Source organism: Paenibacillus sp. FSL K6-1558 (assembly GCF_038002565.1).
GTDB classification, from domain to species: Bacteria; Bacillota; Bacilli; order Paenibacillales; family Paenibacillaceae; genus Paenibacillus; species Paenibacillus polysaccharolyticus.
The window spans coordinates 5344669-5368345 of record NZ_JBBOCV010000001.1 but is presented as its reverse complement, the minus strand read 5'-3'; the positions used below and the strand labels follow the sequence as shown (position 1 = coordinate 5368345).

The 23677-nt window shown below is 45.1% G+C and carries 15 protein-coding genes; 1 reads left to right on the top strand and 14 read right to left on the bottom strand.

Going from position 1 to position 23677, the window contains the following annotated elements; genetic code table 11:
• Positions 1 to 87 precede the first annotated feature (87 nt).
• The 13 genes from MHI38_RS23055 to MHI38_RS22995 all read right to left on the bottom strand — a co-directional run bounded on the left by MHI38_RS23055 (position 88) and on the right by MHI38_RS22995 (position 19612).
• Positions 88 to 1059 (bottom strand): ABC transporter substrate-binding protein, encoded by a 972-nt coding sequence (locus MHI38_RS23055; protein ID WP_090918171.1) that lies wholly within the window; start codon positions 1057 to 1059, stop codon positions 88 to 90.
• 263 nt (positions 1060 to 1322) lie between these two features.
• Entirely contained in the window at positions 1323 to 6884 is a 5562-nt protein-coding gene (locus MHI38_RS23050) for a 5'-nucleotidase C-terminal domain-containing protein (protein WP_341181736.1), read from the bottom strand.
• A gap of 403 nt (positions 6885 to 7287) precedes the next feature.
• Positions 7288 to 8646, bottom strand: a complete 1359-nt coding sequence (locus MHI38_RS23045; protein ID WP_341181735.1) for an ABC transporter substrate-binding protein — start codon at positions 8644 to 8646, stop codon at positions 7288 to 7290.
• Positions 8647 to 8935: 289 nt separating this feature from the next.
• Positions 8936 to 9757, bottom strand: a complete 822-nt coding sequence (locus MHI38_RS23040) for a carbohydrate ABC transporter permease (protein ID WP_341181734.1) — start codon at positions 9755 to 9757, stop codon at positions 8936 to 8938.
• Entirely contained in the window at positions 9754 to 10620 is an 867-nt protein-coding gene (locus tag MHI38_RS23035) for a carbohydrate ABC transporter permease (protein WP_090918458.1), read from the bottom strand. Before MHI38_RS23035 ends, MHI38_RS23040 begins: the two co-directional genes overlap by 4 nt.
• A gap of 443 nt (positions 10621 to 11063) precedes the next feature.
• Positions 11064 to 12881, bottom strand: a complete 1818-nt coding sequence (locus MHI38_RS23030; protein WP_341181733.1) for an APC family permease — start codon at positions 12879 to 12881, stop codon at positions 11064 to 11066.
• 356 nt (positions 12882 to 13237) lie between these two features.
• Positions 13238 to 14239 carry a hypothetical protein gene (locus MHI38_RS23025; RefSeq protein ID WP_341181732.1) on the bottom strand — a complete coding sequence of 334 codons (1002 nt, stop codon included), beginning with the start codon at positions 14237 to 14239 and terminating at the stop codon, positions 13238 to 13240.
• 238 nt (positions 14240 to 14477) lie between these two features.
• On the bottom strand, positions 14478 to 15347 hold the full coding sequence (gene rhaD, locus MHI38_RS23020; protein ID WP_154958524.1) for a rhamnulose-1-phosphate aldolase: 870 nt from the start codon (positions 15345 to 15347) through the stop codon (positions 14478 to 14480).
• Between the two features lie 333 nt (positions 15348 to 15680).
• A complete protein-coding gene (locus tag MHI38_RS23015) occupies positions 15681 to 16220 on the bottom strand; it encodes a GNAT family N-acetyltransferase (RefSeq protein ID WP_154890857.1) in 540 nt (179 codons plus the stop codon).
• A 211-nt stretch (positions 16221 to 16431) separates the two neighbouring features.
• Entirely contained in the window at positions 16432 to 16713 is a 282-nt protein-coding gene (locus MHI38_RS23010) for a hypothetical protein (protein WP_090918184.1), read from the bottom strand.
• A gap of 197 nt (positions 16714 to 16910) precedes the next feature.
• Positions 16911 to 17399 carry a DinB family protein gene (locus MHI38_RS23005; RefSeq protein WP_154890856.1) on the bottom strand — a complete coding sequence of 163 codons (489 nt, stop codon included), beginning with the start codon at positions 17397 to 17399 and terminating at the stop codon, positions 16911 to 16913.
• A 32-nt stretch (positions 17400 to 17431) separates the two neighbouring features.
• Positions 17432 to 18394, bottom strand: a complete 963-nt coding sequence (locus MHI38_RS23000) for a helix-turn-helix domain-containing protein (protein WP_154890855.1) — start codon at positions 18392 to 18394, stop codon at positions 17432 to 17434.
• Positions 18395 to 18742: 348 nt separating this feature from the next.
• A complete protein-coding gene (locus MHI38_RS22995; protein WP_253496378.1) occupies positions 18743 to 19612 on the bottom strand; it encodes an AraC family transcriptional regulator in 870 nt (289 codons plus the stop codon).
• A gap of 95 nt (positions 19613 to 19707) precedes the next feature.
• Here MHI38_RS22995 and MHI38_RS22990 point away from each other — a divergent pair, with 95 nt between their 5' ends.
• Positions 19708 to 22848 carry a glycoside hydrolase family 2 TIM barrel-domain containing protein gene (locus MHI38_RS22990; protein WP_341181731.1) on the top strand — a complete coding sequence of 1047 codons (3141 nt, stop codon included), beginning with the start codon at positions 19708 to 19710 and terminating at the stop codon, positions 22846 to 22848.
• A gap of 233 nt (positions 22849 to 23081) precedes the next feature.
• Here the strand turns inward: MHI38_RS22990 and MHI38_RS22985 are convergent, their stop codons facing one another.
• The gene (locus tag MHI38_RS22985) at positions 23082 to 23318 is read right to left on the bottom strand and encodes a hypothetical protein (RefSeq protein ID WP_090918193.1); all 237 of its coding nucleotides are present in this window, start codon (positions 23316 to 23318) and stop codon (positions 23082 to 23084) included.
• Between the last annotated feature and the right edge of the window lie 359 nt (positions 23319 to 23677).

The window sequence follows — 23677 nt, the reverse complement described above, 5'->3', positions numbered from 1 at the left end:
AGGGCCTTTGTGCCTCTTCGTCTCTTCTCTTATAGCATTTTTATTATGAAAGGTTTACGCGTAATCCCTTAGGTGTTAATTGCTTGATTATTTCCCTGTGCCAAGAAATCCTTCTTTGAAAATATTCAATACATAGTCGAGTGTAATCGGGTCACTGTACGTCACCGCTTTGGTATCGAGCTCGATAACCTGTTTGTTCTGAACGGCCGGAATTTTACTCCAGATTCCCGACTTCATAATCTCGTTATCCCGAGTCATGTCTCTACTGAGCACGATGAAGTCACCCATGTACTCCGGAAGAACTTCAAGTGACAAGGAGTGATAACCATCTTTTAACGTATCATTCTTTACTTTTTCAGGCATATTCAACTTCATCGCTTGGTACAGCGCTTCCGTTCCACGTGCCCAGTGATCCCCCATGGCAAAAACTTCTTTATCAGCGATTTCGATGGTGGACACCGTTACTTTATCTCCATACTTCGCTTTAATCTCATTGCCGATCTCCCCGGCTCTTTTGGTGAAATCATCAATCCATGCTTGTGCTTCAGACTCTTTGTTCAGCACTTTACCAATCTCCAGTTGCTGTTGCAAATAATCGAGTTTACCCCATGTGTATACAATCGTTGGGGCAATTTTGGAAAGTTGTTCAAGATTTTTCATATGTGAACCTGCAATGATCAAGTCAGGATTCAAAGCGGAGACACTCTCCGGATCTTCATCACTTACGATAGCAACGTCTTTTAATTTATCCTTGAACAGCGGATTTTCTGCTGTCCATTTATCTACGCCCACTGGCGTTACATCCATAGAAAGGATATTGGGACCGTTCGTCAAAGCAACGATTCGTTGAGGTTTAGCCGGAATTTCCACGGGCCCTGTTTCGGATTGATACGTTATCGTATCCGAAGTATTCGCTGCTTCACTGCTTGTCCCTTCCGTTGCAGTTGCCTCTTGTTTTCCATTGTCTGATGCACCGCTTGAAGCCCCGTTACCACATGCGCTGGCAATCATCGTAAATAACATCAGCACGATGAACGGTAGAATCCATTGCTTTTTCATCTGTATAGCCTCCCCTAATCGTTAATGATAATCATTATCAATTTAATGAACGTGTTGATTATATGATATGAGTCAATAGCATGTCAATCATTTATCAAAATCCCTTGTCCCAAAGTAGACTCTTGGAGAAATGTGCCTGCTTGGATACAACATATTTATCGCAAAGAAAATACAGCTAGCAGAATCAATCCTGCTAGCCGTATCCCATCATTTCAACTTCATTTGAAACACTCTAATTATGCTTCCAATCTGGTACGAAATCCTTATGGCTGCGATTTAAACTCCATGGCGGAGAGGATCAGAGTCACGACTTCAGCCCTCGTCGCTTCTGCCTTTGGATTAAACCTGTTACCTCCCGTCCCCTTCACTAATCCTGCTTCCTGTGCAGCAGCAATGTATGGAACAGCCCATGCAGGTACTTGTGTTGCATCTGCAAACGTCAGTGATGACTTGGAATCCAGCGGCAAGCCAAGGGCTCTCACCAGCATAACGGTCATCTCTACCCGTGATATTTTGCCTGTTGAACGGAATGTATCATCCGTATATCCACTAATAATGCCTTGGTCCACTGCCTGAGCAATGAAGCTTTGAGCCCAGTCAGGAATGGATGCTGCATCTTTGAAGGCTAGCGCTTTATTGCTTGCAGGCAATTCAAATGCTCGTGCCAGCATCACAATGAATTCAGCACGTGTCGCCGGCATATTCGGACGGAAGTTACTATCCTGATACCCATTGACAATGCCTCGGATAATGGCAGCTTTGATCGCTTCTCCTGCCCAGTGACTGCCGATATCCTTCAATTCCACCAGTGGGTTGGCTGGAGCCGTGCTACTGCCATTCCCGGAATTGCCCGGTATTCCCGGTGTAGCTGGATTTGTTGTTCCTCCATTACCCGGATTGCTCGGAGTTGTTGGTGTTACAGGTGTCGTTGGAGTTGGATTGCTTGTACCGCCGCCGTTACCAGGATTGTTACCATTTCCATCTCCTGGAAGAGGGGCGCCTTTAAGATCGGTGCTACGACCTTCCACAGCTTGATTTACGGTGCCGGTCCGATCCAGATGCTCAAGGAAAATCTCATAATCAACCAGATTTAATTCATAGTATCGGCCATCGTTTTTCGCGGCTCTCATGCTACGGTAGAAGTCTCCTCCGTTAGCCATAAACGAGTTTGTGGCCACAATGTAATATCCGTTTGGATCAATATCGGTAAATCTTCCATTACCATTTTTAATCTGAACTTTTATCACACGCTTGCCTTCTTGAGTTACGGTATTTGTAGTGGAATCCATTTTTTCTCCAGGCTTTATGGAATCATAATAAAAACGCATACCTGATACCTGCGGGAACCGCCCTTCTCCCGTTTCCACACCGCTTACCCCGTTTTCGAGCGCGGCTGTAATTTCCTTGCCTGTCATTTTAAGTGCCGTGAGATTATTCCCGAACGGCATTACGGTCAGCAAATTCCCGAGCGTAATATTTCCTTCCTTGAACGAAGCACGTATACCTCCACTGTTCTGGATCGCGACGTACCCTTTGACGTCATTCTCTTTTACGATCGATTTTACTTTTTCCAGCATGCCATCGGTCATAAAATTCCCCAGATTCGTTTCCTGCTTCCTTACACTTCCGCGCTCTCCATCCAGGAATACGTTTGTTTTACCGATGACTTTTTTCTTATATTCGGCCAAAGGTGATGCATATTCTTGCAACTTCGCCAGTGCCTGTGCATCATCTTTATACACGAAAGCATCGTCGGCTCCCTTGGCATCGAGGTTCAGCAATCTTCCATTCCACTTCTTCAAGAGGCCTGCTTCATCAAATGTCACATCAAGTTTACCAAGCGATACATCATATTCTCCCGTCTGCACCACCAAGGTTGGTTCCTCTGCATCCCCAACCACGATCGGTTTGTTCAAAATGGTATGGGAATGTCCGCCGACAATGATGTCGATACCTTTTACGGCTTCAGCCAGCTTCAAATCCTCGGAGTAACCGAGGTGTGTCAGGGCAATAATTTTGTTAATGCCCTCTTCTTGCAACATATTTACCGTTGCTTGTGCACTAGCCTGAACATCCTGGAATTTCAGATCATCTCCTGGTGAAGACAGGGACACTGTGTCCGAAGTGGTTAAACCAAATATCCCCACTTTCTCCCCGTTCACCTCGGTTATAATCGCCGGATAAATTTTGCCATCTTCCCCTGGTTGCCCGATGCTGGCTTGATACAAACTGCCCAGATCGGTATCCTTCGTGTAGTCAATATTGGCACTTACAAAGGGAAATTCCGCTTTATTAATGAATTCTTTCAGCACGGCCGGCCCTTTATCAAATTCATGATTCCCGAAGGTCATCGCATCATATCCGATCATATTCATAAACTCCAGATCAGCGAGACCATTGAAAAGGTTGAAATATAATGTCCCTGAAAATACATCCCCTGCATCCAGCACAAGTGTATGATCGTTGCGAGCTTCTTTTATCGCTGTCACACGGCGAGGAATGTTGTCCAGATGCGCATGTGTGTCATTCGTGTGTAGCACGCGTAGCTTAAAGTCACCTGCTTCTGCCGGTTCTCCGATACTCAGCTGTGCCAGCAGCGGATCATGATCACTAACTCGTCCGTGTGAGGTTTCAAAGTCAGCGTTGACATGTACTACCTCAATTGCCGCCGTGTCTGACAGATTTTTACTCACCAGAATGTGATCCAGAGTCTGGGAATTGCCATCGTAGATGTAGGAATAACGCTGATTCTCAGGTAGCTTGTCGACCAGATTATCAAGTTCATTGCCTGCAACGATGTTTAACGTCTTGGAAAACTGGAAATCGTTAAAATCACCAAGTACAGCTACATTGACTTCAGGGTCTTTGGCAGTCAATTCTTTTACAAAACCGTTCACAAGCTCAGCTTGCTTGGCCCGCTGCACTTCACTGTTCCGCGTTGCAGGCTGGATACTGCCAAACGGTTTCAGATCACCGCCTTTGGAATTAAAATGATTCGCTATCACAACGACTCGCTCACCGTTGAATTCGAATTCCGCAGCCAGCGGTTTACGTGAACTAGCAAATGCTTCATCCGTCGGAGCAATACGGCCAGGATTAAAAGACAAGCTTCCGTCAGCGGAAACAGCGACTGCTTTGGACGCATTCCCTTTACCTATCCCCGCCGCCAAGGAAACTCGTTCTGGTTGGTATAGGAAACCTACACGAATGTTGGCCCCTGGTGCACCGCCATCCTTATTATTTTCCGGAGCAATTTCACTGAATTGATAAGTGGGGCCATGATTGGTCTTGATCGCATCGATCAGCGTCTGAAAGCTCTCATTCGCTTCCGTTGTCCCCGTATCCGCATCACCGTCATTATCCTGTACTTCCATAATGCCGATAATATCTGGTGCTTTCAGATTGTCTACAATGATTCTTCCAATTTTCACAGCTCGTGCAGCATCCTTTTTGCTGAAATTCTCCACATTAAATGTGGCGATGGTCAGCTTGTCCTCCGCCTTCTCAATAGTCGTCACCGCTTGCTCGGTTGGACCCGGGATGACGGGTGGCAATGCCCCATCGGGATTAATTCTGAAATTGCCGTTCGTATAGGTCATCACCCCAACGACGTTACCGTTCAGTTTATCTCCGGTCTTGACGGCACCAGATGGTTTTTTACCAATAAATAACCGTTGCGGATTAAGATCACTTTCGAAGGTTTCTTTTCCGTTATCCGTCAAAATAACACCGCCCGCAGGAGTACGAAGCGGATTATTAACACCATTGTCCACGACAACGGCAAGACCCGGTTGGCTAGAATATGGCCCTATAATCTCAGGATTTTCAAGCTCTACTCTCATGCCCTCCAAACTTTCATAGAAATCTATGGCATCCGTCTCGGGGTTAAATACCGACAGCGAATCGCTGTCAATAACCGTTGGAATGATACGTCCATTTTTCCCCAGCAAAGCAGGGGCTGGCAACGGTTGATCCTGACCTTCTACCGTAATGGAAGAAGCTACAATTTCTGTTGTTGCCAATTCGGATTCTGATACAGCGTACTCCTTCACTTGACCCGATACTTTGACTCTATTTCCTGTAATCATGCCATGAGATGATTTGTATACAAGGATAGCCTCCGATGTGTTGTCATCATTGTCTTCCATCCCGGGAATCTCTTGCATGTAAAACGAATTTGAATTCACCACATACGTTACAATTCCTTCAACATTTTGCACGGCTAGTCCATCATATAACGAGGAATGTGACGCCCCTTGAATATCATGAATTCTAAGATTGTCCAGTTCCTGAATAACCCTGTAACTAAAACTGTATACTTGGCTAATTTTACCGTCTAATACAGCCACTGCTTTAACTAAAGTATCCTCATGGATTGTGATTGGCTGGTTATATAAGGTGGATGCTGTCGTCGGATCAGCCCCATCGACTGTAAAATAAATGCTCGCACCCGCCATAGGCGAGGACAATGAGACGTTTGAGCCTGTTACGATTCCACCCGAAGGTACACTAGCTGTTACAGAAAGTAGATTTTCGACAACATCTGCTGACGTACGAGGAATCAGCTCAAGTCCATAACTGGTGTGATAGGTCATGACACCTGTTACTTTTTCGTATGTCTTGTCTGTTTGGAGTGCAGAAGGACTATTTTTGGCATAAATGATGATCTCGCCGCCTTGTGCATCTGTCGCATAAAAAGTAGAACTGCTGTTTTTTGTCACCGTAACTTCATTTACTTCGACAAGCATTCCTTCATATTTTCCTCCTGATCCTTTTCCCCCACCTGGCGCTGGGACAAAGTCACGGGATGTAAGCTTGAGAGGCTCGGGTAAGCTTTGATGTTTGTTCAAAATTTTAATATACCCGCCTGGAAATCCAGCTTTATCTTTCTCCACTTGAAGCAGACCATTGTATAGGCTAAGCGGGCCATAGGCTTCAATCTGATCACCTGGTTCCACACTTGCATCAGTTCCACGTATAACAATTCCTGCATTTTCATCTTGAATATACAGGTTTGCCATACCTCCGGATTCTTCTCGATAGGTAACCAACCCTTGGACAGTTACGGGTTCATTTTCTGACTTGGTTCGTGCTTCCGAGATAGAAACAGGGGTATTGTTAACCACGGTGTAATCCCAAATTGTGAAGTCGCTATCTTCCAATCCTGTTTTATGTGCGTAAGCTTCAATGTGAGTAGCATCCGTTATCGTAATCGGGGATGTGTAGGGGATAAATTCAGTCTCATCATTTAATCTGTAAGAAATGGAACCTCCAACCGTAGTTGTCTCCAAAGTAATCAAGGTTCCAGAGGGAACAGCGCCTGATGAAGGGTTCGCACTAACACTTGCTGCCTTCGTTTCAGGTTTTTCATCCACCTGTTGAAATTTGGTTGAAGAAATACTTCTAATGCCATTGACAGTGAAATAGGTTTCTAATGATCCATTCGTAATCCTGACTTTGGAATGATACAGGGAGGTATTGCTTTGTAATCCGAAAGTGCTACGAGGTGCATTCATAGGTACTTGTACCGGCATCATTTTACTGATATCCGTTTCTTCAGGACGATCTGCCAGAGCAAAATTAGTATCCGATGTAAAGGGTGGATTCAACTGAACGGACGATCCACCGTTGTAGTAGCCAACAACATATCCTTCAATCGTCGCCGTTGATTTATCGGAATTCTTCGCTTGTGCCTGGGCTACAGTTAATACTTCATCTGCTGCTGATGCTTTGCTGTCTAACAGCCCTGCTGGTATAGCTCCTGTCAGTAGCAACATTGTCGCCAGAAATATTCTGAACCACCTAATCATCTGCATACGATACATGTTTAACCTACCCCCATGTTTTTTAAATTAGCAATCATTTGTTCACATAGCTTGTACATTAGTTCAAATATAAGATAACTGAACGATAGAGACATGTAAATCACATTTCTTCAAAATGATAGAAAATAGAACATAAACATTACGAATGAATTAGTTTTTATTAACTTCGGGATCCATTCGTTCGCTTTTCAGGACTTAAAGAGGACATTTTGTAGGTAAAACTATAACAACTTAAGTATACAGACCTATATCGCGTTAACTTTTGTAACATGTGCATTGATTATTACTCATGGATTCGACAGTGAATGATGTAAAATATAACTAAATACACACACCATAATACGGCGATCGATAGGACCGCCGCATCTGGTTACGTTCTAATTCATTTCTGCTTCACGGATTGTTATTTCTTCACTGTGCTATTGTACTGCTTGATTTTTTCCGTAATCTGCTGTGCCGCCGCATCCAGTGCTTCTTGTGGCGCTCCTTGCCCATTCAGCACCGTTTCAATCGCTCCTTCGACAATTTGTCTCGCTTCTGGAAAAACACCCATAACTGCGCCGGATGTTGCTGTCGAATCGGCTGAAGCATGCAATTGGTCGACTGCTGTCTGGAACTGCGGATATTTCGTCATATTATCCTTTAATACTTGCTGATCGTAGGCTGCTGTCGTAATTGGGAAGTATCCTGTCGCCACACTCCAGTTCGCTTGTACCTCAGGTGTAGCCAGATACTTGATAAACTCCCAAGCGGCCTGCTGCTGCTCTTCCGATTTGTTATTCATAATGTACAAGCTTGCCCCACCAACAACCACGCCGCCTTCTTTAGCATCCGCTGGACGAGGCAGGAAACCTGTTCCCAGTTCAAACTTGCCGCCTGATCCTTCAACGATTTTGCGCAGCCCTGCTGTGGAATCCAGCGTCATACCAATCTGCTGTGCCGTAAATGCTGCCGTGGTGTCGTCTGTATTACGTCCCAGATTCGAGAGGGTTTTCTCGTCAATCATCTTTTTCCACCACGTTAACGTCTTCACACCCGCTTCGGAGTTCAGCATAGATTCGGTTGCCGCCGCGCTTCTCCCGTTTCCATTGTTTACATAATCTGCATTCTGGTTTGCGAAAAATTGTTCCATAAACCAGCCATAAATCGCCATCGACGCTCCTGGTTTACCGTCTTTGGACAAAGCATTAGCTGCTTGCTCGAACTCTTCATACGTCTTTGGTGGATTCTCCGGGTCCAATCCGGCAACCTTGAACATATCCTTGTTGTAATACAAAATTGGATTCGATGTATTAAACGGCATCGCATTCAGTTTGCCATCAATTGTATAATAACGAATAATGTTCGGCTCCAGTTGGGACAGATCAAACTTGTCCTTGTCGATGAACTGTTGCACCGGTGTAATCATGCCCGAGTCAATCATAAACTTACTGCCAATCTCATAGACCTGGATCAGATCCGGCCCACTGTCGGAACCCATTGATGCTTTAAGCTTATTCAAGCTCTCATCATATTTCCCTTGGTAGATCGCTTTAACCTGAATCTCTGGATGGCTTGCATTGAAATCGGAAGCAAGTTGGTTAATGGCTTTCTCGCCTGCACCGGACATGGAATGCCACCATGTCAATTGAGTTGTTTTAGCTGCTGCCGCATCAGCTTGTGTCCCACTTGCCGGGCTACTTGTTTCTGTTTTCGTACCACAAGCCGAAATAACCAACATCAGCGCTGCTAGCATTAGTGCAAAGGTTCCTCTTCTTTTCATGTCGCTCTCCTTTAGATGGCTCGCGTTATAAAAAAACATTTGTTGAGACTGCACGTTGTAGCCGTTACGGATACGAATCATTCTTACGATCGCTGTTGTCTCCAGATTTACCTGAACTATTTTTTAGTCGTTAAAATCCCAGAGACAAAGGCGAACGCTTCGCTTCTTCAGAATTGATTCTTCTCCTCCACTACTCTTGCAGCTCATCAAAACCTTTTATACAAGGCGAGCCTCATTTTATTCGCTCATGGCATTTCATGCGTAACCTGAACGGTGATGCAGGTTTCCTTTATCCCTTAAGTGCTCCGGCTGCCATGCCTCGCACTAGTTGCTTTAGTCCAAAGATCAGTAGTAGCAGAGATGGCAGGATCACCATCGCAGTTCCGGCAAACACCAGATTCCACGCCGTGGATTCCTGGAACTCCAGCATAGAAATTCCGATTTGAGCCGTTCTCATCTCGGGTGTGTTGGTTACAAGCAACGGCCAGAGATACGCGTTGTACATACTGAGGAACGAGTAGATCGCCAGTGTGCCAAGTGCCGGACGAGACAACGGCAAGACATGTGAGATGAAGTAACGAATGTGTCCGCATCCATCTATCTTTGCTGCTTCGAACAGCTCTTTGGGCAACTGCATAAAGAACTGCCTGAGTAGAAAGGTGCCAAATGCGGTTGCGAGAAACGGCACCGTCATTCCCTGATAACTATCCAGCCAGCCCCAGCTGCGAATGGTCAGATAGTTCGGAATCATCGTCACTTCCCACGGAATCATCATGGTGGCCACAAACATGCTGAAGATAACGTTTTTACCTTTAAATTGCATTTTGGCAAAAGCATAAGCAGCCATACTGGCTGTAATTAATTGCCCGATCGTAGTCAACCCCGCCACCAGAAAGGTATTCCCGATGAATCGTCCAATCGGCACAATATCGAACACTTCTGCGAAGTTGGATAAATCAATGGATGTCGGGATGATATGCGGTGGATACGCACTCGCATCCTCAGGCATCATCACCGCCATGAAGAAGGTGTACATCACCGGATACAATACCAGTGCAGCGCTGATCGTCAGCAACATATAGAGCAACATCTGATTCCATTTTGCATTCATTGGTAATGCACTTTCCTCTCTACCCATTTGAATTGAAGCAGGGTCAGTAGCATAATGACCGCGAACAGAATTAAAGCCTGTGCACTTCCTGTCCCGAAGCGGAAGTTCACAAATGCTTCCTGATAGATGGAATACACAAACACATTTGTACTGTCCATCGGGCCGCCCCGCGTGAGAATGTTGATCTGACCGAACGATTGAAACGCACCAATGATGGATACCACCGTCACAAAGAACAACGTTGGCGACAACAGCGGCATGGAAATTTTGCGAAACGTGAGCAAAGCGCTCGCCCCATCCATCTTGGCACTTTCGTAGATCTCATCCGGAATTCCCTGTAATCCGCTGGATAGAATGATGTAGTTGAAACCAAGGTTCATCCAGATCGTCATGATGGAGATTGAAACCAATGCCCAATCGGGACTCGTTAACCAAGGAATTGGATCAATGCCTGCTTTGCCAAGCAGATAATTAAGCATCCCCAGCGTCGGATGGAAAAGAAACTTCCAGATGACGGCCGACGAGCCTACCGATAACACAACAGGCAGCGAGAAGACAAATTGGAACACACGCATTCCCTTAAAGCGGTTATGAGTCAAAGCCGCCAGTATAAGGGCTACGAATATGCCTGTCGGTACGGTGAACAGAACAAACAGTAATGTCACTTTCATGCCTTGCATAAACAGACCTGACTGGAATACCGCTTTGAAGTTATCCAGCCCTACATAAGCCGCAATCTGTCCCGTCGGGTCGGTAGAATGCAGACTCAAGTACACTGACTTGAACATGGGATAAAACAGAAACACAGCGAACAAAAGCAGCGATGGTGCTAGAAAACCGTAAGCCAGCACGTTCTCCCTCATCCGCTGCAACCGCAGCGAAGTTGTCCGACGATTGTAGGAATTCGAGGTTATACGCCGTTTTATGGCAGGCAGGCTGAACTGGTTGTCAAGATCACTCATCTGAAGTTTTTCCTCCTTGAACACCCTTCTTGGATTACACCTCTTGGGTTATGCTCTCGGTGTACAAGCTCTGAGATGAATAACTCATCTGAACTCAGCACCACGAACTCTAGTTTAATTTTCCAATGTCACAGCAATATGGAACTTGCATCAAATTCAAGTTAATCCTTGCCCAACCGTTTTACATAACGCAACATAGAACAGGATGAATTTACCAAACTGCACAAATGCGCAAAAAACCGCAAGGAACCTCCAATCTGGAGATTTCCCTGCGGTAATATGTGTAAATACTATATTAAACATTAACGTTATATTGATAAAACCTGCTTTACATTCATTTTCCATTACCGATTCAGATGATACGGCACCGTCGTCACAATCACATCTTTATAATTAATTAGATAAGCCCGAATCATGAAGCTGGTCTGGTTATGCAGTACATTTTGCCACCAGTGCTTCGTAATAAATTGCGGTATCAGGATGGTGATATGATCGGTTTCGGCTGTTTTCCATTCCACCGTATCAATGAATTTCTTCAGCGGGCCCATAATGCTGCGGTACCTCGATTTGATTACGACCAGACGGACGCCCGGATTCCATTCTTCCCACTTCTGCTCCATCTTCCGTATAGCCTCATCATCAAAGCCGATGTACAGTGCCACCACATGATTCGACATCGTCTGGGCGTAACTGATGGTATTCATCACCACCCGAGTAATGCCCGCCACCGGAATAACAATCGTATTGCCTTTCTTGGCCGGTTTATCCACCTGAATATCGATACGTAGTTCGTCTGCGATGTTGCAGTAATGGCTGCGAATGCGCATGAACACATAAACGACCAGTGGCAAGAAGATAAAGATAACCCATGTCTGCGTGAACTTGGTGAAAATAAAAATCAGCGTAATGGACAACGTAGTCAGCATACCGATTGTATTCACGAGCAGCTTTGTTTTCCAGCCAGACGGCTTGATTTTGATCCAGCGTATCATCATGCCGAGTTGGGACAATGTAAACGGAATGAACACCCCGACCGCATAGAGCGGGATCAGGTTTCCGGTATCCCCTTTAAATCCAACGACAAGAAGTGCCGACATGACGCTGAGAAAAATAATCCCGTTGGAGAAGCCCAGACGGTCTCCTCGCACCATGAACATATGCGGCATATATTTATCCTTCGCCATCATGAAGGACAACAGCGGGAAAGCGGAGTATGCCGTATTCGCCGCGAGGAACAAGATCAGAGCCGTAACACCCTGGATAATAAAATACATCCACCCCCTGCCAAACGTAGCTTCGGCAATCTGGGAAATGACCGTTGCTTTGGGATCAGGTTTGATCCCATACCCAAAGGCTAACAGCGTAATACCGATAAACATGGCACCAAGGATGCATCCCATCAGCAGCAAGGTTCCGGCCGCATTTTTCTCCGCAGGTTGCTTGAAGTTCGGAATGGCGTTACTAACCGCCTCAACCCCGGTCAAAGCCGAGCATCCAGAGCTGAACGCTTTAAGCAGCAGAAAGATGCTGACATGCGACAGACTTGTTCCGAATTCCGGAGCCGCAGCATGCATACCACCAGTCAGAAATTTGAATCCACCCGAAATAATGAGAATCGCAATCGAAAAGATAAACAGGTAAATAGGGATCGCCAGCACCGAAGCTGACTCCGTAACCCCTCGCAGATTCATAACGGTCAGAAACACAATCATAATAAGCGCAATAATGACACTATAGTCATGCAATACAGGAAAAGCGGATGTGATCGCATCGGTACCTGCGGAAGAACTTACAGCCACAGTCAGGATATAATCGACTAGCAATGAACCCCCGGCAATCAAGCTCGGTGTGGTGCCCAGGTTATCCTTGGCTACGATATACGCGCCGCCCCCTGTAGGATAAGCAAATATGGTCTGGCGATACGAAAAAATTAAAATGACGAGCAATCCCAGCACGGCGATGGAAATCGGAACCGAGTACCACAAGGCGGCGAATCCCGCCGCAACCAGCACCAGCAAAATCTGTTCCGTACCGTAGGCCACGGATGATAAAGCATCGGAAGACAGGATGGCGAGCGCCTTCCATTTCCCCAATTTTTCTGCATCCAATTCAGCCGACTTCATTGGCTTGCCGATTAAGATTCTCTTCATTTTGCCAAGCATGATCATAACTTCCTTCCATCTCTTGTCTATAAGCTTCTTTGCTTCTCATCTGGTTAACAATGTCTGTTCTTATCTATGAAGCATAGTTATTATGCAAAATCGCAGAGCCATTGACAATACGTCATTTCACCCGAAAATCGCCAGCGCGTGATAATGCATTCTACGATTCAATATTCGATAACAAAGCCTTTCTTGCTAAGCAAAATGAACGTTTTTGACCCAAAACGACGATTGTTTGCCTGAAAAAAGAAAAAGACCTTCGGTTCAAAGAACCAAAGGCCAAGATAACTACATCAGAGGAACTTCATATTTTAAAATTTCTATACCAAAGAAATACAGTATCTGTTTAGATTCCACTAAATTACCAAGTTGTTAAGCAACTTATCACTAATGTCCATGTCTATCTCTTTTAATTTTACAACGGCTGAATTTAAACTTTCAACCAAACCAATATTGTTAGTTATTATCATTTTTAAATATAAATTCCTCAAAATCAGAGAATGGTCACGCACCATCTTGTACTTTGAAATAATTTCATTCGGTTCTTTTAATCTATTTAGGTCTGTTAAGTATTTAATCCTAAGCATCATACATTCCTTGTGCTCGTATAATAAATGGGGTATTCGTATATCTTTGTTTGAAGTGTTATGTTGTATTCCTTTCAAATGTTCCAAAAATCCATCATAAGTGCTTATTCCATAGTAATGACTATCCGGTAGAGGATTAGAATTCATCATATTACGTTTAGAAGAGTTATTGGAGTACATATAGTCCTCCAATAACTCTTTGATAAGATTCATATTCAACTCATATTTAATATTTTTTTTGTAAATTTGAGTAATTGGCGCCCCTGCACTGTGAATAGCTTTCTCCATTAATTCAAAGGGAACACTTGTTTTTTCATATTGCATATTCTGATCAAATCCACTAACCAAATATAGCTTGTTAGCTAAATCATAACCATAAATTAATATGTCATGATAATATTTTTGTTCAATTTGATAGGCTTTACGTGATGGAATATAATATTCGTCTACAATTGTATACAAATAATGTCCTTCATCAATTGAATACCGTAGAACATCATGAACATCACAAGATAATTTTTCAAAAAAAATGTTGGGCGACATTGGACAAAAATCCAGCCAAGGAACTGCTGTGTGAAATTCTTCTGTTGCTAAATGAAAATCAATAGAGTAATTAAACAAGTCTTCTTGATGAGAGGTTTTACCAACAACCTGAATATAATTTGAGTAAAACCAGGGAAGACATTCAGGATAGTTTAAAATAATAGATAAGCGGTATGCATGGATTTGATAGCAACGAATGGGAGAATCTGCTAAAGGAAGAACAATCACTAGTGCCTTTTACCCCCTTGAAATTATTAATTAAGTTACCCACATTAAACTTAAATATAATTGCCACTTTGATTATTAATCAGTTAAACAAATTCTAATCAAACCTAGTTCATATAACAACCTGACAATTTATAGATGTTTCATCGAATAATTAATAAATAATATTGTCTTAGACTCTACCGCTTTTCAATCATTGGGAAATTAGACATGAATGAATGTGTTCTTTTTGCCCATGCTCCTACTTCGATCTAAAAGAGCCCAAATAACTTTGAATGATTCCGGGACGAGGGGTTACGCCAAATTGTTCTGTAAGAGCAAGTAGTTGCTCATCCGTAATCCGCTGCCTGATATCGTGACCTGCAACAAGCATGTACACTTGTGCTGCTTTCTCGATGGTCTCAATCAGACCAAACGCTTCGTCAATCGTTGTACCTGTTCCAAAAATGCCGTGCTGCGGCCAGATGACCGCATGATACTCCTGCATTTTCTCCGCAGTTGCGCGGCCGATTTCATTCGAACCGGGCATCATCCAAGGGATGATCCCAACGCCATCTGGAAATACCACCACACATTCGGTACACATCTGCCAGAGTGTCTTGGTAAACTTGGCCTCATCCAGCTCATGGATAAAGGTCATCGCAAGTACATGTGTCGCGTGGTTGTGCATGACAACCCGGTGGTTCGGGTCTCTTTTCAAACGTTCAATATGGCTCATAAAATGGGTCGGCAGTTCACTTGTCGGGTTCGCGCCACCGTTCAGCCCCCACAATACCTCCAGCTCCTGTCCATCCGCAGATACACGCAATACACCCAGATTGCCTTCCGGGTCTGCCAGCACGTTTTTGAAATATTTGCCCGATGCCGTAACGATAAAATACTGTCCCGCCAGTTCTTGCACGGAAAAGGCAGGTGTAATGGTGCGGATCACATGATGAATGTCAATGTAAGGTGCAACCTCTTCCTCTTTCAGTAGATAGCTGACATTACCGCCATTACGCTCATCCCATCCATTTTTCCACATATGCTGCGTAATCTCTGCCATCTCGCGTACAAATGGAATATTGAATCCGGCAGGTTGCTGTCTTTCGGTCTGAAGGGTCACGTTCATGTCTATCCTCTCCTATGTTCAAGTATAAAATGGGGCTGTCACGATCAAATTAAGTTCCTTTTTTCACATTCATTATACCTTTGTTTCTGTTTGTTAGTCAATAATAAACACAGATTATTATTTTATTTATTTTTGTTTATCTTTATTTTATTGTAAAACGTCGAAAACAAGCAAAAAAATACCCCGCCGTCGTCCGGCAGGGTCAGTCACACATCTATTTAACACGAGAAGGGGTTTACAAGAGTTATCATATCTTTCCCACCTTAATAGAAGCTGAACGCGAAATAAAAAATGCATGAAAACGACTCAAGATAAGATACCCTAGAACGTTAATCAGCGGGCAGTATTATTTTTCCGTAATCTATAGAAAGGCTTCATCACACCTGTTGCTTCATCCCGTCGCTCGTGCATTTGCTCAAATCCCAGTTGGCTCAAAATGTGACATGCCGCTTCATTATCCGGATGATGACTTGCCACCAGCGTCGCTACCTCTAATTTGTCAAAAGCATAACGAACAACAGCCTGCGCCGCTTCTTGCGCATAGCCTTGTCCCCAGTGATCCCGAGTCAGCAGGAAACCAAGCTCATAGATGTTCTCCTCCGGATCATAAGTGCAGAGGCCACAGCAGCCGATAAACACGTCTGAATCTTTCTGAAAAAGGGGCCAGTACTGCACCCCCTCCTGCTTCTCACGCTCGATCTCCTGAGTTAGCCTCGCCTCTACTTCGTCTTCGCTCAGAACCTCGTTGCCACGAACCCACCGGGTCACCTCATGATCACCCCAGAGCGCAAACGCGAGGGCACGATCACCTTCGTCCCATGTCGTAAATACAAGTCGCTGCGTTTCCAATATTTTGGTTTGCTTACGGTTCATATTCTATCAACCTCCCGAATCCCAGGCACAGTCTCAACGTGCGGTCTATACTATTCCATTAATCGTGTACGGTTCAGAGTAAACTCTCGGGCCCCAACATTTTATGTAGTTTGATACGCCTTCCCCTGTTTACGACAAGGCTTCAATATAAAAAAAGACCCCTGCCGACCCTGTCGGCAGAGGTTCATACGTTCTACTAACATCCGATAGATTACGCCAAAGCAACTTCAATCGTACCGGAAGCAGCACCTCCCTGGTTCGCCAGCAAAGCGAAGACCAGCACCTGACTTGCGGTAATGCTCAAACTGCTGTTCACCGGAACAATATAAGTGACAACTGGAGCATTTACACGAGTGATGACGAGAGATACCGGAAACGGTCCATTGTTGTTCACCGTAACACTTGCATTGGTGCCGCCAGACAGGTTTTCATAGTAGGATTTACCCACACCCGCTGGCAGATTGTAGAACTGTAATGGTAAAAGGATGGCCATCAAAATCACCTCCTTTTTGCTTTGATACGGTATTCTATGTTTCAAATCTAGTAAAGCCACGGTGAATTAACCCTGGTAGAACGTACATTTATAGCTGACATATAAGTTTAATAGATAACGTATCCCGCGAAAAACAAAAAAAGCCCCACCGGATGATCCGGCAGAGCTGCTTGTCCAAGAACATACCCAGGAACAAACTAGGCATACAGCATAAAAAAGTTCAATTCATGGCCTTGTTGTTTGAGGTAATTATAGAGCTGTGAGCGATGGTGGAACACATGTGTGAGCGTTTCGATCTGCCACTGCACCTGCAGGTGTCCATGCTCTGCATAGAAAGCTTTGGTAGAGCGGTTCAGAAAGTCCTCTTCGCTGAGACTTGTAATATATGCTTTGTACGCCTCGAAATTGCTCCATAATGTCTTTTCCAGTTGCTCAATATCCTGGTTTCCAGATAAACGGTTCTCCACTTGACCTACTTCAGCCTCACCTTTCTCTTGCATGATGACAAGATCCGAAGCCGTAATCTGAATAAAATGATGCACCAGCTCCACAAGGGAACGCATATTGTCCTGCGGACGATACGCCCAGTCCTCCGGACGAATTAGACGAATTAACGAAGCGCCTGTGCGTACGCCTGTTTCCAGTTCCGTTAACAGATGCTCTCGAATTTGCAATGTTCCATTCATGATTCATTACTCCTTTGTGATAAGTCTATGATTCATAGTATAACGGAAGATACGGCCGCATCATTGTACTTTTCGGACAACATCTGTTGATGCTCCTGAACAGCAACTAGCGGTGTATCACCGTAAAACTTGCGGAATTGCCTGATCAGATGCGCCTGATCGTAAAATCCATACGTCTGTGCCAGTTCAGCTCCGTCCGTAGCCAAGCCTTTGCGAATGCCATGCAGCACCTGATGGAAACGAACAATTTCACTAAAACGCTTGGGACTGATGCCCACTTGTTCGGTCATTTTGCGATGCAACTGACGTTCACTGACAGCTTCTCCCTGGGCAAGGTCTTGTATACTCAAGCGGCCATTATCCTTGAAGATCCGATAGAGCACATTACGAAGCAAATCCTGATCAGCATGATGATGAATCGGGCTACTGTGCAGGGTCACTCGGCGGAGGTAGGACTCCATCACCTGTACACGCTGGGCAAAATCCCTCGTTTCCTCCATCTTCAACTGCAGCTCGTCCCATCGGTCTGGCCAGCATTCTTCCAGGGGTATACGTCGGTCTGTAAACAAATTCAGTGACTGACCGTGTAAAAAAGGAGCTCCCCCGGGAAAAAAGCGAACCCCAAACGTATATGCTCCCGTAGTAGGCGCTGTCAACGATAACGGAAAAGCAAAAGGCTGCATGTAATTGCCGCAATAGCTATACGTATACCTTTCTTGCTCTGGATTATAATCGATCAGGATGTCAGTGCAACCATCTGGTAATACCCGGGCAGAGGCCGGAAATTTCAACCTTAAGTCATTGACCTTGATGTCCATGTCCATTCCATCTATGCCATACTTGCCATCTTCCATATGTTCCCGAGTTCCTGACTCCCAATAACAGGCTATATAAGGTGTAAGCACAGGGGAAGGACTATTCTCTATGTAGTATGTACGGGGGTCCATCCCATTCATCTGTACCGGACGATACAATGCGTGCAGACGAGCGTCCATGCATTTCCCTGCCTTTCCCTTTTATGCGAAAAAGAGCCTCATCTAATCGGTATCTCCCGGTATCTCTCAATATCTCTTGGTTCACATTATATAATTATGCTCATTCTTCTCTCTCATCATATCATGAGTATGATCGCTCAGCTAAACATAAAAAAAGTGCCCTGCTCGGAGGACAATCCGAACAGGGCCAGTCACACATCTATTTAACACGAGAAGGGGTTTACAAGATTTATATTAATCCCTCAACCTTAAGAGAAACTGAAATCCAGATGAAGAACAGATCAAAAAATGAACGAAGGACAGATGAAGAACAGAAGAAAAATAAGTTAGGCACTATTACTCGTCTTATCAGCCTAAACCATGCAGTTTGCGAAATTTCTCGGGACTCATGCCCGTATGTCGTTTAAATATCGTACAGAAGTAACTCGCATTTTCATACCCTACCCGGTCAGCCACTTCATAAATTCGGAGCTCCCGCTCACTGAACATCAGCTGTTTGCTACGATTGATTCGTTCCTGGTTGACATAAAACACAGGTCTCACATGTAAAGCTTTCTGAAACAACCGACATAGATATTGAGGAGATACAACAGCCACATCCGCCAGTTCCTTCAGCGACAAAGGCTGATCCAGGTGCTCTGTAATGTAACGTAGCACGGGTTTCAACCGTTCCATCTCGTCGTTATCGTTGTCCGACACAATGAGCAAAGGCTTCAGATCCAGTAGCAAGGCATACAGGTGTTTGGAACTGTCCCGATCATCGGCAGCATTCATCGCATCCCCCGTGCCTTCCTCCCTTACAAGCAACAATTCCAAAGCGTTCAGCAGTTCGGGTTTTCTAAGCTTATATACTCCTGAACTGGTGATTCCCGCATAGGCCAGTAGCTGACTTGCCTCCCGCCCCTGAAAGGATACCCATGCCAGTTCCCAGTGATCCGTAATAGGCCTATACTCATGCGGAATATCGGGGTAGGTGATAAACACCTCCCCTGGGCCAACGATATATTCTCCTTCATCCTCTATAATCAGCCTGCCTTGTCCCTGAATGACCTGATGAATCTGGTAATCGGGAAAGCCTTCCGGGCGCTCCGTTTCAAATTGATGTTCCCAATACCCAACGGTCGTCATATAGACTGGCAGACGTGCGGCTTCGTCTGTTTTACCAAAAAAGATTCGTGTATTCATGCGGTACACCACGCTCTCCAGCTTTAGTTTCATATTGTGATATATATGGGCAATATTCTTTATTTTCTAAGTACCTGATCAATTCTATACTGTGAATATATTATAACATGATCAAAGGAGCTGCTGATATGCGAAAGAAACTTGTGCACACCCCTCCGGCTAACGGATATCCGGAATGGAACAACAATCCCGAGACGTTTCAGGTGAATCGTCTGCCAGCCCATGCCAATATGGTAGCGTTTCCAACGATAGAAGAAGCCTTGTCCAATGAATTCACTTCGTCCCCTTGGTACCAGACGCTAAATGGTTCATGGAAGTTTAGTTTTGCTGAAACGCCAGAACAGCGCATTACTTCTTTTTACGAAACCAGCTATGATGCCAGCAACTGGGATAACATCGCTGTCCCATCCAACTGGCAGCTTCAAGGCTATGATTATCCCCACTATACGAACATGACTTATCCTTGGGTGGAGCGCGAGCCTGAGTTAAAACCACCCTTTGCACCAGCAACCTATAACCCTGTCGGTTCCTATATTCACACTTTTACAGTTCCTGCGGACTGGAAAGATCGTCCGGTCCTGTTGCACTTTGAAGGCGTTGAATCTGCCTTTTATGTATGGGTGAATGGAGAACTTGTTGGGTACAGTGAGGATACCTTCACACCTGCGGAGTTTGATATCACGGCATATTTAACAGAAGGTGAGAACAAGCTGGCAGTTGAGGTTTATCGCTGGTGTGATGCAAGCTGGCTGGAGAATCAAGATTTCTGGCGTCTTAGCGGTATTTTCCGCGGCGTATATCTGCACTCGCCTTCGCCGGTTCAGATCGCTGATTTCTTCGTTCGGACGGAACTTGATGATGCTTTGCAGAATGCAGAACTGCAGTTGGATGTGAAACTGTACAATCATAATGCTGGACAGCAAGTGGAAGGCTTGACGGTTCAAGCACAGCTCTATGATGCGGAGCAGAAGCTTGTTTTGGATCAGCCGCTCGCGGCAGAGGTTTCTTTTGCCAATGAAGAAGAAATAACGTTACACCTCTCTACTCCAGTTGCGAACCCGCTCTTGTGGAGTGCCGAAACGCCTAACCTGTACACATTGGTACTTTCCATCCAGAATACTTCGGGCGAAACGGTCGAGGCTGTTCGTACCCGTGTCGGATTCCGCAGATTTGAGATCAAGGACGGCTTGATGAAAATTAACGGCAAACGCATCGTGTTCAAGGGTGTCAATCGCCACGAATTTTCGCCAGATTCAGGACGGGCCATCGGCCGTGAGGATATGATTCGTGATATCGAGCTGATGAAAGCCTATAACGTTAATGCCGTGCGCACATCGCACTATCCAAACCAGACGCTCTGGTATGAGCTGTGTGACGAATACGGACTGTATGTGATTGACGAGACGAATCTGGAGACACACGGTACTTGGTACTATGGGCAAAAAGAAATGAACGACGACAACATCCCGGCAAGCAAGCCGGAATGGCGCGACAACGTCATCGATCGCTGTAACTCCATGTTCCAGCGGGACAAAAACCATGCGTCCATCATCATCTGGTCGCTTGGTAATGAATCGTTTGGCGGCGATAACTTTATCGCCATGTACGACTATCTGAAACAAGCCGACCCAACAAGACTCGTTCATTATGAAGGAACTTATCACTACCGCCCTACCGATTCGGCAAGTGATATTGAATCCACGATGTATATCAGCCCGAACGATATCGAACAGTATGCACGGATGAAAGGGAACAAAAAACCTTATATCATTTGTGAATACAGCCATGCGATGGGCAACTCCTGTGGCGGTCTGCACCTGTACTGGGAAATGTTTGATAAATATGAGATTTTACAAGGGGCATTTATCTGGGATTGGGTGGATCAATCCATTCGTACCAAGACAGCAGACGGTATAGAATATCTCGCTTACGGTGGAGATTTTGGCGAGTCTCCGCATGACGGCAACTTCTGCGGTAATGGACTGATTTTGGCAGATAAAACGGTTACGCCGAAGCTGGAAGAAGTGAAAAAATGTTATCAGAACGTTCGCATGCAGGCGCTCAATCTGCAAACCGGACTGGTTCGCATCACGAATCATTTCCTGTTCACAGACCTGAACGAATATGCACTCGCCTGGACGTTGTCCCATAACGGAGTATCTGTGGAAAAAGGGCATCTGGACATTGCTGCACAGCCTGGCGAATCCGCTGAAGTCCATATCCCTTACACACCATCTTCCGACCTGTACACAGAAGCTGTTCTTACTGTCTCTCTGGAAACCAAGAAAGCTACGAAGTGGGCAGAAGCAGGACATGAGATTGGTTGGGAGCAATTCGTCGTATCTCCTCGTCTGCGTACAATTCAGCAACCTGTTGCGGGAGCAAGTGACGCGCTTCAAGTGGAGGAACTGCAAGATGGCGGATTGAAAGTGAATGCGGGTGAAGTCTCCATAAGCTTCAGTTCGGTTACTGGCGCACTTACTTCCTATCAGATTAACTCTCAGGAGCAATTACTGGCACCTGCTCGTGCGAACTTCTGGCGTGCGATGACCGATAACGATCTGGGTAACAAACTGAATGAACGTGCCGCTTTTTGGCGTGACGCTCATGCGACCAACAAGCTGATTCGTTTTGAACATCATACGGATGCGCAGGGCTGTCATGTGACAACAGATTATACGTGGGATACCAGCCCGGGAAGTACGCTGTCCATCACCTATCACATCAAACCGAATAGCGAGCTTGAAATCAGTCAAACCCTCGTCTCCGGTGCAGGTCTGCCTGAACTTCCTGAGTTCGGTATGCTGTTTGAATTAAAAGACAGTCTGGATACGATCTCATGGTATGGTAGAGGGCCGCATGACAACTATATCGACCGTCAGACCAGTGCACGCCTTGGCTATTACACCGGAGCCGTTCGTGATCAGTTTGTTCCTTACCTGAAACCACAGGAATGTGGTAACAAAACGGATGTCCGTTTTGCTGAGATTACATCGGCTGTAGGCGAAGATGCTGCAAAGGGCAGCATCGGGTTGCATTTTGAAGCCAATTCGCCGTTTGAAATCAATGCACTGCCATGGTCGCCTGAAGAACTGGAAGCAAACGACCACGTCTACAAATTGCCGGCAAGCTCACATACCATCGCTCGCATCAACTACATGCAGATGGGTGTTGGCGGTGACGACAGCTGGAGTGCACGTACGCATCCAGAGTATACGCTGCAAGCCAATCGTCCATATCATTTTACGTTCACGGTAAGACCCGTATAACATCAAGCAAGCACTGCTGGCGATCTGCCGGCAGTGCTTTTTTGGTTGCATGGTTAGAGTCTTACAGTCTACGTTGGAAGTTTGTCGCAGGAACATTATAATGATTGGAATATAAGGGGAATCAGATGCTATGAGTGAATTGCACTCACTTGGGATTGCTTTTCACGTGTTTGATATCATCTGCACCACATGCTGTCACCGTTAATAGAAGTAATACAAGACAAAGATTCAGCCTACCTAGTGTACCGATCCATATCATCCATCGCAGAATCATGCATTCGTTTATGATGATCTTCATGCTGGCGAACGTCATTCTTTAACTTGGCCAGAAACCCCCATCCCGTAAAGGCAAGCAACAGTACAGTAATTAATGCATACGCAAAGCTATATAAATTCATATAGAAGTTAATGAAAATAGCAGCCAGCATCAAGCCGAGAATCCATAATGTGAACTTTGTACCCTTTCTCAATTCATTCCCTCCTCCAAAATCCATATTAACAGAAGAAACCAAACCGACAAAGAAAAACTCCATGTCAGTTTGGTTTATAGGCACTTAAAATTCTTCTATATAAATTGAACTAATCATTGGCACGATCCCGGAGAGGACAGAAAGAACCTGAAAATGCGAAGCTACAAGTTTTCTGCAAGAAAACTACTTCGGAAGCCTATACGTCGCCTGACAGCTTTTCTGAAAGAAAGCTGTATCAGAAGCATACACTTATCACCCGATTTTCCCTTTATACAAAGGAATCAAAAAAATCTGGGAATAACAGCGATTGGAAGGTTATTCTGTGATCGGAGTGTCTGTGTAAATAATCTTTAGTTCAA